Source organism: Streptomyces sp. NPDC104581, assembly GCF_055583685.1.
Genome location: NZ_JBVJNN010000005.1, coordinates 130,134 through 142,945 on the forward strand (window position 1 = coordinate 130,134; position 12,812 = coordinate 142,945).

The following is a 12,812-nucleotide window of genomic DNA, read 5'->3' on the forward strand; positions in this document are numbered from 1 at the left end:
TTTGTCAGACACGGCCTAGCCGGGGGCGCGGAAGTCCACCTGCCGGCGGGCCGCCTCGTCGATCTCCTCGACGGTGAGCAGCGGGGTGGCCCGGGTGTGAAGGGCGCCGCTGGCCTTGACGGTCAGGCTGACGGCGGCCATGGAGACCGGGTCGGGGAAATCGATGATGAGCACGATGTCGTCCTCCCCGAACGCGAAGTACATGGCCTCGACCCGTCCGCCGAGCCCGCCGACGACCCGCTCCACGGCTGCGCGCCGGCCACTCGCGCCTTCGCTGAGCAGCCCCTTCGCGCCCTCGGGCGTATAGCTGGCTCGGATGAGGAACTTCGGCATGGGGACGCTCCGTGCCCGTCGACGTGTCCGGTACGCGGAATGGGTTTCCCGGGTGACGCCTCCCCTCACTTGCCGACCACCCGGATTCACCCGTTGGGAGCCCGCCCCGGCCTGCCCGCCACGGCGGCACTCCCCTTACGGAGCCGGGTGGTCGGGGCGGGCGGGCAGTCGGCCGGATGTCCGAGTCAGCGCAGTCCGGCGAAGAGATCGTTCTCGGGCACGGCCGCGCCGGTGGTGTCCCGTACGCGCACGAACGTCTCCGTGCCCATCAGCTCGCCGAACCTCTCCTTGCCCATCTTGAGGAAGAAGATGTTCTCGCCCTGACTGGCGTGCGCGGCCAGCGCGTCGAACTTCTGACCGCTGAACGCGGTGGTGTCCACCCATGTGGTGACCTCGTCGTCGGGGACGCCGATCTCGGCCATCGCGGCGGCCTCGGCGGGATCCGGCTCCGGCCCGTCCCCCTGGAACTCGCGCATGGTCTCCTCGAACTTCCGCATCACCGAGTGGGGCATCGTCGTCCAGTACACCTTCGGCGTCAGCGTGGTCAGCTCCAGCGCCGCCATCGTGATGCGGTGGGCCTGGATGTGGTCGGGGTGGCCGTAGAAGCCGTTCTCGTCGTACGTGACGACCACATCGGGCCGGTAGTGCCGCATGAGTTCCGCGAGCCGGGCGGCGCCTTCCTCCACGGGGGTTCCCCAGAACGATCCGGGGGCGTCGTTGCTCGGCCAGCCCGCCATCCCGGAGTCGGCGTAGTCCAGCATCTCCAGATCGCTGATCTTCAGGACGTCACGGCTCGCCCGGAGTTCCTGACGGCGCATCGAGGCGACCGCGGCCGGATCGTGACCGGGATCGCCCGGCTTGATGCCTCCGGGGCCGTCCCCGCAACCGCCGTCCGTACAGGTCACGAGGACCGTGCGGATGCCTTCCGCCGCGTACCGCGCGAGGACCCCTCCGGTTCCGCTGGCCTCGTCGTCGGGGTGGGCGTGCACTGCCATCAGCGTCAAAGGCCGGTCGGTCATGGAACAAGTCCTCCTGCGTGCGTACGTCTCGGTCCGCGTGCGCGCGCCGGGGCGCGCACCGCCGTCGTGGTGGGCGTGGGCCCGGGTCCCGGCGGGGCGGACGACTCCCCGGTCTCCGCGCTGCCCGCCCGTACGACACCGGCCCCTCGAACGGTGCAACCGCGCCGACGGCACCGGCTGTTCCCGTTCCGGCACCTCGGCCGCCCCCGCGCAGCCCGCTTCAGGGCTTTCTGGCGACCGCCCCGTACATGGCGATGTCGCGGCCGTCGACGCCCGCCTGTTCAGGGCCGGGGTGCCAGGTGTGCACCTGGGTGACTCCCGGCTCCTCCAGTTCCAGTCCGTCGAAGAACGACGTGGCGGTCGCGAGATCGCGCAGCGCCATGGGCATGTTCTGCTGCCGGTACTCCTGCGCCACCCGGTTGACTTCCTCGGGTGCGAAGTCGGCGGTGCCGATGGTCATCGCCAGATAGCTCCCGGACGGCAGCGGTTCCAGCAGCCGTTTGATCAGGCGCCGGTCGTCCGGGGGCAGGATGAAGTGCATGATGCCGATCATCATCAGGCCGACGGGCCGCTTCAGATCGATGAGGTCCCGGAACTCGGGGCTGTCCAGAATGGTGTCGGGCTCGTGCATGTCGGCGTCCACGTACGCCGTGGCCCCTTCGTCCGAGCTCTGGAGCAGGGCGCGGGCGTGGGCGAGGACGACGGGGTCGTTGTCGACGTAGACCACGCGTGACTCCGGTGCCACCTCCTGCACGACCTCGTGCAGATTGGGCGAGGTCGGCAGACCCGTCCCGACGTCGAGGAACTGGCGGATGCCGCGCTCCTCGGCGAGGAAGCGGCCGGCACGGTGCATGAACCGGCGGTTCTCCATCATGTGGACGGGCAGGGCGGGCCAGTGCCGGCACATGGCGTCGCCCGCCTCGACATCGACGGGATAGTGATCCTTGCCGCCCAGAATGTAGTCGTACACCCGGGCGGAGTGGGCGCGCGAGGTGGCCAGTCCGCTCTGTCGATCGTGCGGAGCATTCATGCGGCGCCTCTTTCGGGTCAAGGACGGCTTGTCAACGGTATGAACGCGGCGTTCCGGGCGCAAGCGAACGAGCGGGACGAGGGCGCGCCCGGCGGCGCATCACCGCTCCCGCCGGGCTTGCAGGGCGATGACGGCGATGTCGTCCCAGCGGTTCTGGACGGGCGGCAGGAGCTCTCGGATCAGGGTCAGCTGGGAGACGCCCTTCCGGACCAGCGCGTCGGTGTGCTCGCGCAGGCGCCGGAGTCCGTCGCCGATGTCCGTGCCCGGCACCTCCACGAGCCCGTCGGTGTAGAGCACCAACGTGTCGCCCTCCCGGACGACCGCGTGGAGGTCGTGACGGGGAAGGGCCTCGCCGACGCAGAGCGGTGGGTCCGAGGCCGTGAGGTCGTGCAGATACCGCGCCGGCGCGTCGGCCGGGATGAGCAGGGGCGGCGGGTGGCCGGCGTTGGACAGGGCGATGTGCCAGGCGTCGTCCGCCCGCCGGTTCAGGACCGCGTGGACCGCCGTGACCATCGACGGGCTGTCGAGCGCCTGCACGACGCGGTCGAGCCGGCTCAGTGTGTCCGCCGGGCTGGCGGCCGGCCCGCTGTCGTAGGCGAGTCCCCGCAACATGCTGTTGACGCGGCCCATCGCGGTGGCGGCGTCCACGTCGTGACCTGCGATGTCGCCGATGGACAGGGCGAGTGAGTCGGCCGAGAGCCGGACGGCGTCGTACCAGTCCCCGCCGACCTCGGCGGCCGAGTCGGCCGGGTGGTAGAGCGCCGTGATGACGAGACCGTCGACGGACGGCGGGACGGCCAGGAAGGACTGCTGGAGCACGAGGGCCATGTCGCGGATGCTCTGGAGTTCCATGGTCCGGCGCAGGGGCTCGCTCATCTGCTGGAAGACGTCCTGCAACAGATAGAGGTCGGCCTCGTCCGACGGCGGGTTGCCCCGGCAGGTCGCGGTCGTCGCCAGTGCGACGGTCCGGCCGTCCACCACGACGGGCAGCAGGGCCACGCTCGTGGCACCGGCATCCCGCAGCCACCGGACGGAGACCCTGGAGAGGGCGTTCTCGGGCGGCCCCCCGGCCGGGAACGTCAGCAGCCCTGCCTGCTGGCTCTCGATGGCCCGCCGTGCGGCCGGCCCCCGCAGGAAGTCCGTGTCCAGCGGATGGATGGGGGGCAGCCCGGGGGCCAGCCCCACCCGCTCCGCCGACGCCGTGGCCGGTACGGTCTCGGAGGCCCGGAAAGCGGCGTCGGCCTTGCCCGCCACGTGGAAGACGGCGGCGGCGTCGGCGAGCTCGGGCACGACGGCCGCCGCGGTGGTCAGAAAGGCCTCCGACAGATTGTGCGCGGCCGGTACGGGTGCCATACGGGCCAGCAGCTTCTCCCGCATACGGGTGCGCCAGTGGTCCTCGGCGTCGGTGGCGGTACCGACCCACTCCAGCCCCCCGCTCCCGTCCAGGACAGGCGCTGCGATGATCTTGATGTGGCGGAACCGGTCGGGGGCCGCCTCAAGCCGTACTCGTACGATCGTGTCGACCGGGGACCGCTGCCGATTGGCCTTGCGCCACGCCCGCTGGAACCAGTCCCGGTCCTTCGGATGCACCGCGTCCATCCATGAGCTCTCACCGTCGGGGTGCCACAGCCTCTCCGGCATCCCGCTGCCCATCAACAGAGTGACGACCCCGTCGGCCGACATCACCCAGACGGACTGCGGTACGGCGCCCAGGAGCGCTTCGTACCGCCTGAGGAGAGACCCTTCATTCACCGCCCCCTCCCAGCCGCGGGGGCGACGACCGCACCGGGCGCCGAGGCACGGCCGCCCCCGCCACCGCCTCCTCAGAGCCCCGCAGGCCCGGCTCCGCACCGAACACCAGAGGATCACCGCCTCTCATGCTCCGATCATCCCCCGCATAAGCCCCCACAGCACGCCCTGACCTCCCGCACACCTGACCCCACCCCGACGACGGGGGGGCCGCCCCGCCCACCGCCCCGCCCACCGCCCCGGACGAGTCGTCGGGGGCCCCGCCCGCGGTTCGGTCTGCCGTTGGACGGGGCCGACGGCGGGCGCGGGTCGAGCGGCCGATCGCCTCGGTGGTCAGTGACATCCATGCTGCATGTGACCATCTGCGAGCCCTTGTCGGTCGGCCGTGACCCGCCCGTACCCCCGGCGCGGCGCTGTTCCTGGTCGCGGCGGTCGTGCCGGGCGCGGCCCGCCGGTGGTGGTGGCGGACCCGCACCGGGCTGGCGGCGGCAGTCGGTCCGAGGGCGGCTGCGCAGCCCACGCCGCCCACCCGCGCGTCCGCCGGGCCGGTCGCAGCCCCGTGACGGACGCGTCCGCCCATGCCGTGTCGCCGGTCGGGTCGCAGGTCGCCGTGGCGCCGTGGCGCCGTCCTCAGTCGAGTCCCGCGAGTCCCTCGGCTGCCTCCCGCACCACCGCGAGCGCGTCGTCGGGCACCCCGGCGACGCGCAGCGCGGCGTCCGCCGCCGCCGAGGCGAAGCTCTCCACCCGACACTCCGGCGCGGAGCGGTGGACGAGGATGACGCCCTCGATGAGACCGAACACGAGGTCCGTGCGCAGCGAGTGGGGATCACCGGACACCCAGCGCACACCGGTGGCCGCGAGCAGCCGCGCGTAGGCGTCCTTGAGGCGGCGCCGGGCTTCGTGGAAGCCGGCGAAGCGCTCGCCGCGGACCTCGGGAAGCAGGTACAGGGCGCCGAGGTTGTGCGGCCCCGAGCACAGCAGGGCCACGTCCGACCTGCACAGATGCCACAGCCTGGCCTCGGCCGGCACCTGCGGGGCCTCGGCGAGCAGACGGCCCGCGAGGACCAGGGACGGGGTGACCGTGCCCTCCAACAGCTCGGCGAGCAGGTCCTGTTTGCCGCCGACGTAGTGGTACATCGTCGCCTGTCGCATCCCGGCCCGCTCAGCCACCGCCCGCGTCGTCGTGGCGGCGTACCCGTGCCGGGTGAACAACTCGGCTGCCGCGGCGAGGAGTTCCTCGCGCGGGGACAGGCCACTCGCGGGTCGCGGGGCGGCGCGCGGCCGTCCCGCACGGCGGGCACCCCGCACCGGGAGGGGGTCACCGCGCCCCGCGCCGAGGGCCGTTGCCGGGGTGTCCATGGGCCGATCCTGGCACACACCGCCCTCCGCGAGTCCGGGCGGCACGTGCCGGCGAGCGGGCGGTAACAGGGCCGCAATGCCCAGGCAATCGCCCGGAATCCACCCGCCCCTAATTTCTGTCGCGCGACAGAAAGCAGCCCGGACGGCCGGAGGACGAGTGATGGCGACAGGCACCACACGCGAGGCGCGCGCCCACGCCCGCTCACAGGAGGGACGGCGCGCCGAGGCCATGCCGGTGGTGCCGCCGACGGACTGGCCCGACCCGCCGCGAGAGGCCGGACGCCTGGTCTGGGCCGAGACCGTCGCCGGCGGCTCGTACACCCACCAGGTCCTCGCCCGGGGCACCGAACTGCGCCTGACAGACGTGGGCGGAGAGGCCTGCGGACATCTGCTGCTGTACGCGGCCGGACGGCCGTGGGAACGCCTGAACGCGGCCGACACCGTGAAAGTGCAATGGAACGCCTACCTCGCGGAGGGACGGCTGCTCCTGTCCGACCAGGGCCGGGTGCTGGCCTCAGTGGTCGCCGACACCTCGGGCCGCCACGACGCCCTGTGCGGCACCTCCACCCTCCGGCGCAACACCGAGCGCTACGGGGACGGTTCACCGCACTCGGCCACCCCCGCGGGGCGCGAACTGCTCACGCTCGCCGGCCTCAAGAACGGCCTGAGCCCCCGCGACCTGCCACCGTCCGTCTCCTTCTTCCAAGGCGCCCGGGTGGCGGACGACGGTGCCGTGGAGTTCACCGGCTCCGCCGGTCCCGGCGCCTCGGTGACCCTGCGCGCCGAGCAGGACGTCATCGTCCTCCTGGCCAACGTGCCGCACCCCTGCGACCCGCGCCCCCGGTATACGTGCGGTCCGCTCCAGGTGCTCGCCTGGCACGCCCGTCCCACCCGGCAGGGCGACGCGCTCTGGGACGCCACCCCCGAAGCGCGCCGCGCCTTCCTCAACACGACCGCCTTTCTCGCCGCAGGGGGTCTCGCATGACACCGGTGACCGTCCTCCCCGCCGAGGTGCGGACGAGGACCGTGGTGCCGCCGCGCGCGCCCTGGTCCGCCGTCGTCGCCTCCGGCGACCTGCTCACCATCACCGACCTGCACGGCAACCAGGCCGTCGACTTCCTCGTGTACGACGCCCACGACACCGCCGTGCGCTACAGCGCGCCCGACACGATCCAGGCTCAGGGAAACGTCTTCCTCACCACCGGCTCCAGGCTGATGTCGAACGAGCACGCGCCACTGATGACCGTGGTCGAGGACACCTGCGGCCGCCACGACACCCTGGGCGGTGCCTGCTCCAAGGAGTCCAACACCCTGCGCTACGGGCACCACACGTACCCGCAGCACGCCTGCGTCGACAACTTCCTCATCGAGGGCGCCCGACACGGACTCGGCAAACGCGACCTGGTCGGCAACGTCAACTGGTACATGAACGTGCCCGTCGAGGAGGACGGCACGCTCGGCATCGTCGACGGCATCTCGGCGCCCGGTCTGCGGGTCGTCCTGCGGGCCGACGCCGACGTACTGGTGCTGGTCTCCAACTGCCCCCAGATCAACAACCCCTGCAACGGGTTCACCCCGACCGCCGTCGAGATCACCGTCAGCCCCCCGCCTCCCGTCGCCGGCGCCACAGGGGGAGCGGCATGACCTTCGACACCGTCCTCGTGGCCAACCGGGGTGAGATCGCCGCACGCGTCATCCGCTCGGCCCGGCGCATGGGCCTGCGCACGGTTGCGGTCTTCTCCGACCCCGATCGCGGCAGCGCCCACGTGCGCCTCGCCGACGAGGCGTTACGCCTGGGGCCCGCCCCCGCCAAGGAGTCCTACCTCGACGCGGACCTGGTGCTGCGCGCCGCGAAGGACAGCGGCGCCGGCGCCGTCCACCCGGGCTACGGATTCCTCTCCGAGGACGCGGCGTTCGCCCGCCGGTGCGAGGCCGCCGGCATCGCCTTCGTCGGACCCGCGCCCGGACACCTCGACCTCTTCGGCACCAAACACACCGCACGGGCCGCCGCCGAGGCCGCCGGCGTCCCGTCGGCACCCGGCACCGGACTGCTCGCCGGCGTGGACGAGGCCCTGGCGGCGGCCGAGCACATCGGCTACCCCGTCATGCTGAAGGCCACCGGCGGGGGCGGAGGCATCGGCATGAGCGCCTGCCGCACCCCCGGGGAACTGGCCGATGCCTGGGACCGGGTCCAACGGGTGGCCGCCGGGTCGTTCGCCACCGACGGCGTCTTCCTGGAACGGCTCGTCGAGCACGCGCGCCACATCGAGGTACAGGTCTTCGGCGACGGCCGGGGACACGTCGTCACCCTCGGGGACCGGGACTGCTCCCTTCAGCGCCGCAACCAGAAGGTCGTCGAGGAGGCTCCGGCGCCCGGCCTGCCCGACGGGGTGCGGGTCCGGCTCGCCGACGCCGCACGGCAGTTGTGCGCCTCCGTGGGCTACCGCTCGGCGGGCACCGTGGAGTTCGTGTACGACGCGACGGCGGACGCGGCGTACTTCCTGGAGGTCAACACACGGTTGCAGGTGGAGCACCCGGTCACCGAGGCGGTTCACGGAGTCGACCTGGTGGAGTGGATGCTGCGGCTGGCGCAGGGCGACACCGGGGTGGTCCGTGAGCCGGGTCCGCCGCGCGGACACGCCGTGGAGGCGCGCCTGTACGCGGAGGACCCCGCCAAGGACCACCGCCCCAGCGCCGGGCTGCTCACCGATGTCGTACTGCCTGCGGGCGTCCGCGTCGACACCTGGGTGGAGTCCGGCACGGAGATCACCACCGCCTACGATCCGCTGCTCGCGAAGATCGTCGCACACGGCGCCGACCGTGCCGAGGCGCTCGCCCGGCTCGACGCCGCACTGGCCGCGACCCGCGTCAGCGGCATCGAGACCAACCTCGGACTCGTACGCGCCGCACTCGCCGACCCCCGGGTCGTGGCCGCCTGCCACACCACCGCCACGCTCGGCACGGTCACCGACCCGGCGCGGCGCGTCGACGTCCTCGCCGGCGGCACCCACACCACGGTCCAGGACTGGCCCGGCCGCACCGGCCACTGGCAGGTGGGCGTCCCGCCCAGCGGCCCCATGGACGACCTGTCGTTCCGCCTCGGCAACCGGGCGCTCGGCAACGACGAGGGCGCACCCGGCCTCGAATGCACCCTCCAGGGCCCGGGCCTGCGCTTCAGCCACCCCACCACGGTGTGCGTCACGGGCGCCCCCTGCGAGGTCACCGTGGACGGTGCGCCCGTCCCGCAGTGGCAGCCGCTCACCCTGTCCGCCGGGGCCGTCCTCGCCGTGGGCACTCCGAGGGAGGCCGGGCTGCGTACGTACGTCCTGGTCGCGGGCGGTCTTGACGTGCCGGCCCACCTCGGCAGCGCCGCCACGTTCACCCTGGGCCGGTTCGGAGGACACGGCGGCCGGACCCTGCGCACCGGGGACGTCCTGCACGGTGGCGAGACCCGCACCGCCGGTACCGCTTCGGTGCCGCACGCGCGGCGGCCCGTCCTCACCACTTCCTGGGACATCGCCGTCACCGAAGGACCCCACGCGGCGCCCGAGTTCTTCACCGAGGACGACATCCACGTCTTCCACGCCGCCGACTGGACCGTCCACTTCAACTCGGCCCGCACCGGCGTGCGCCTGGTGGGACCCGCACCGCGCTGGGCCCGCACCGACGGCGGCGAGGCGGGTCTGCACCCCTCCAACATCCACGACACGCCCTACTCGGTGGGCGGCGTCGACTACACCGGCGACATGCCGGTGCTGCTGGGCCCCGACGGTCCCTCGCTCGGCGGCTTCGTCTGCCCCGCCACCGTCGTCACCGCGCAGCGGTGGAAGCTCGGGCAGCTCAGGCCCGGCGACACGGTCCGGTTCGTGCCCGTCACACCGCGGACGGCCACCGCGCTGCGCCGCGCGCCCCACGCCCCGGTCGCCGCCGACCGCGCGCCCGTCGTGGACGGCGGCGTCCTCGCCCGGCACGACGACGTCATCTACCGACGCGGCGGCGACGACAACCTGCTCGTCGAGTTCGGGCCACTCCAGCTCGACCTCGCACTCCGGATGCGCGTCCACGCCCTGATGGAAGCCGTCGCCGCCGCGGGCCTGCCCGGCGTCACGGACCTGACCCCGGGCATCCGCTCGCTACAGATCCGCGTGGATCCCGAGGTGCTCGGCCTGGGCCGGCTGCTGGACGAGGTGGCCGCCGTCGTACGGGCCCTGCCGCCCACCGAGGAGCTCGTCGTTCCCTCCCGTACCGTGCGGCTGCCCCTGTCGTGGGACGACCCCGCGACCCGCGAGGCCATCGCCCGCTACATGGCGGGCGTCCGCGACGACGCGCCCTGGTGCCCCTGGAACATCGAGTTCATCCGCCGTATCAACGGACTCGCGGACGTGTCGGACGTGTACCGGACCGTCTTCGGCGCCGAGTACCTGGTGCTCGGACTGGGCGACGTCTACCTCGGTGCCCCCGTCGCCACGCCCCTCGACCCGCGCCACCGCCTCGTCACCACCAAGTACAACCCGGCGCGTACCTGGACCGCCGAGAACTCCGTCGGCATCGGCGGCGCCTACCTCTGCGTCTACGGCATGGAGGGCCCCGGCGGCTACCAGTTCGTGGGCCGTACCACACAGGTCTGGTCCACCTGGCAGCAGCGCGGCGCCTTCCGGCCAGGCTCGCCGTGGCTGCTGCGGTTCTTCGACCGCATCACGTGGTACCCCGTCGAGGCCGGCGAACTCCTCGACCTGCGCGCGGACATGGCGGCCGGCCGCTTCACCCCGCACATCGAGGAGGGCACCTTCTCCCTGGCCGAGCACCGTCGGTTCCTGGCCGAGAACGCCGCTTCCATCGCTGATTTCCGGGCGCGGCAGGCGGCCGCGTTCGGGGCCGAGCGGGAAGCCTGGGAGGCGAGCGGCGAGTTCTCCCGCGCAGAACGGGCCACCGCGGCCCCCGAGTCACCCGCGGCCGTCTCCGTCCCCGCCGGCGGCCACCTGGTGGAGGCGGAGTTCGCGGCCGGTGTCTGGCAGGTCGCCGTGGCGCCGGGCGACCGGGTGGCAGCAGGTCAGCACCTGCTCACCCTGGAGGCGATGAAGATGGAATCCCCTGTTCGGGCGCCGGCCGACGGCGTCGTCCTGGATGTCCTCACCGTCCCCGGCGCCCAGGTCGAGCCGGGCACACCTCTCGTCGTTCTCGCCCCGGCGACCTGACCGCGTCCGTCCCTGGGTCCGCCGACCCCGCCGGTCCGACCGCAGTCCCCGGGCCGCAGGGTACGAGGACGGTTCCGTCCGGACGCAGCCGTCAGCAGGCACCCGTCAGCACGCACGCGTCGAAAGGCAGTCAACCCCGTGACCACCCCACCAGGCCCCGTCGTGCTCCGCGTCCGCGCCGCCCACGACCTCATCGCCCGTGCCGACCGGCCCGAGATCTGGATCGACCTCCGCCCGCGGGACGAGGTGGAGACCGAGGCGCGGACTCTGGACGCCCGCATCGCCGCGGGCGAACACCTGCCACTGGCCGGGCGCCTCCTGGCCGTCAAGGGCAACATCGACGTGGCCGGCCTGCCCACCACCGCCGGCTGCCCCGCCTACGCCTACACGCCCGACCACGACGCGCCTGCCGTGGCCCGTCTCAGGGCGGCAGGCGCGATCGTCCTCGGCACCACCAACCTCGACCAGTTCGCGACCGGCCTCACGGGGACGCGCTCACCGGTCCACGGGGCCGTGCGGGGCGCCGTCGACCCGGCGCGGATCAGCGGCGGCTCCAGCTCCGGCTCCGCCGTGGCCGTGGCTCTCGGGATGGCCGACCTCGCCCTCGGGACGGACACCGCGGGCTCCGGACGTGTGCCCGCTGCCTTCAACGGCATCGTGGGCCTCAAACCCACGCCGCGCCTGGTCTCCACCGAGGGAGTCGTTCCCGCGTGCGCGAGCCTCGACTGCGTCAGCGTCTTCGCCCGCACCCTGCGCGAGGCGGAGCAGGCGCTCGGCCACCTGATCACGGCTCCGGCCGTGGCCGCCCCCGCACGGGCGCCGGGCCCGTGGCGGATCGCGGTCCCGGACCCGGCCGCGCTCGGCGAGCTCGACCCCGGCTGGGACGAGGCGTACCGGGCGGCCGCCGCACGGCTGGAAGCGGCCGGGGCCCTCCTGCGCACCGTCGACCCGGCCCCGTTCCTCGACGCCGCGACGCTGCTGTACGACGGGGCGTTCGTCGCCGAACGCTACGCGGCGGTGGGGGAGTTCATCGAAGCGCTGGGCGCGGACGTGCCGGACCTCGACCCGACCGTGGCCGGGATCATCCGCCGTGCCCGTGACATCCCCGCCCACCGCCTCTTCACCGACCGCGCCCGGCTGGCCGGACTGCGCTCCCGGGCCCTCGCCTCGCTGGGCGACGCGGACGCCCTGCTGCTGCCCACCACGCCGGGCCACCCGACCCTCGCCGCCGTCGCCGCCGATCCCCTCGGTGCCAACGCTCGGCTGGGACGATTCACCAACTCGACCAACCTCTTCGGTATGGCCGCGGTAGCTGTCCCTGGTGGCACGGTCTCCGGACTCCCCTTCGGCGTCATGCTCATCGGTCGCGCGCACACCGACGAGCGGCTGGCCCGGATCGCCGCCCTGCTCACCCCGGCCACCTGTATCGCGGTGGCCGGCGCCCACCTCACCGGTCAGCCCCTCAACTCCCAACTCCTCTCCCACGGGGCCCACTTCCTACGCACCACCACCACGGCCCCGCGCTACCGCCTCCACGCCCTGCCCACCGACCCGCCCAAGCCCGGCCTCGAACGTGTCACCAGCGGGGGCCGCGTCGAGGTCGAGATCTGGGAGCTACCGCCCAGCGGCCTGGGCGGCCTTGTCGCCTCGCTGCCCCGGCCCATGGTGATCGGCAAGGTGGAACTGGCCGACGGCACGCTGGTCCCCGGCTTCCTCTGCGAACCCGCGGCGCTCGGCGACGGCTCCCGGGACATCACGGCCTACGGCGGCTGGCGGGCCTACCTGGCGGCCACGAGCTGACGGTGCTGAGAAAGTTCTGGACAACAAAAAACCCCCGGGTCGATGACCTGGGGGTTCGTCGTGGAGCGGGTGACGAGAATCGAACTCGCGCTCTGAGCTTGGGAAGCTCATGTTCTACCATTAAACTACACCCGCTTGGAGCGCTGATGATCATCCGCGCTTCCGTGGACACTCTACCCCATTGTCGACTCCGTGTGCTCGATGGTGCTGTCGGTCGCGGGAGTTGGGGCGTAGCGTCCAGGGTCGGAGTGCCGCTTCCGGTGGTGGTTCGGTCATCCCCTAATGTGTGGGTTCGTCCGCGTTTTGGGGAAGGGACCTGATGGATTT

General features: G+C 72.9%; 9 protein-coding genes and 1 tRNA gene. 4 read left to right on the forward strand and 6 right to left on the reverse strand.

Going from position 1 to position 12,812, the window contains the following annotated elements; genetic code table 11:
• Positions 1 to 15: 15 nt before the first annotated feature.
• From ACZ61E_RS06710 to ACZ61E_RS06730, 5 genes are all read right to left on the reverse strand, one after another.
• Positions 16 to 333, reverse strand: a complete 318-nt coding sequence (locus ACZ61E_RS06710; protein ID WP_469698153.1) for a GYD domain-containing protein — start codon at positions 331 to 333, stop codon at positions 16 to 18.
• Positions 334 to 518: 185 nt separating this feature from the next.
• Positions 519 to 1,352, reverse strand: coding sequence for a PIG-L family deacetylase (locus tag ACZ61E_RS06715; protein ID WP_469698154.1), 834 nt, complete (start codon positions 1,350 to 1,352; stop codon positions 519 to 521).
• 220 nt (positions 1,353 to 1,572) lie between these two features.
• Positions 1,573 to 2,382 (reverse strand): SAM-dependent methyltransferase, encoded by an 810-nt coding sequence (locus tag ACZ61E_RS06720; protein ID WP_469698156.1) that lies wholly within the window; start codon positions 2,380 to 2,382, stop codon positions 1,573 to 1,575.
• 99 nt (positions 2,383 to 2,481) lie between these two features.
• Positions 2,482 to 4,134, reverse strand: a complete 1,653-nt coding sequence (locus ACZ61E_RS06725; RefSeq protein ID WP_469698158.1) for a PP2C family protein-serine/threonine phosphatase — start codon at positions 4,132 to 4,134, stop codon at positions 2,482 to 2,484.
• A gap of 627 nt (positions 4,135 to 4,761) precedes the next feature.
• Positions 4,762 to 5,490, reverse strand: a complete 729-nt coding sequence (locus ACZ61E_RS06730; protein ID WP_469698160.1) for a TetR/AcrR family transcriptional regulator — start codon at positions 5,488 to 5,490, stop codon at positions 4,762 to 4,764.
• Positions 5,491 to 5,650: 160 nt separating this feature from the next.
• On the opposite strand from ACZ61E_RS06730, the gene ACZ61E_RS06735 reads away from it, so the two are divergent.
• The 4 genes from ACZ61E_RS06735 (at position 5,651) to ACZ61E_RS06750 (ending at position 12,485) form a co-directional block, all read left to right on the forward strand.
• Positions 5,651 to 6,475, forward strand: a complete 825-nt coding sequence (locus ACZ61E_RS06735) for an urea amidolyase associated protein UAAP1 (RefSeq protein ID WP_469698162.1) — start codon at positions 5,651 to 5,653, stop codon at positions 6,473 to 6,475.
• Positions 6,472 to 7,134, forward strand: a complete 663-nt coding sequence (locus tag ACZ61E_RS06740) for an urea amidolyase associated protein UAAP2 (RefSeq protein WP_469698163.1) — start codon at positions 6,472 to 6,474, stop codon at positions 7,132 to 7,134. Before ACZ61E_RS06735 ends, ACZ61E_RS06740 begins: the two co-directional genes overlap by 4 nt.
• A complete protein-coding gene (gene uca / locus ACZ61E_RS06745) occupies positions 7,131 to 10,685 on the forward strand; it encodes an urea carboxylase (RefSeq protein ID WP_469698164.1) in 3,555 nt (1,184 codons plus the stop codon). Before ACZ61E_RS06740 ends, uca begins: the two co-directional genes overlap by 4 nt.
• 138 nt (positions 10,686 to 10,823) lie before the next feature.
• Positions 10,824 to 12,485: an allophanate hydrolase gene (locus ACZ61E_RS06750; protein WP_469698166.1), complete on the forward strand. Its 1,662-nt coding sequence runs from the start codon at positions 10,824 to 10,826 to the stop codon at positions 12,483 to 12,485.
• A gap of 61 nt (positions 12,486 to 12,546) precedes the next feature.
• On the opposite strand, the gene ACZ61E_RS06755 is transcribed toward ACZ61E_RS06750, so the two are convergent.
• A tRNA-Gly gene (locus ACZ61E_RS06755) sits at positions 12,547 to 12,620 on the reverse strand.
• Positions 12,621 to 12,812 lie beyond the last annotated feature (192 nt).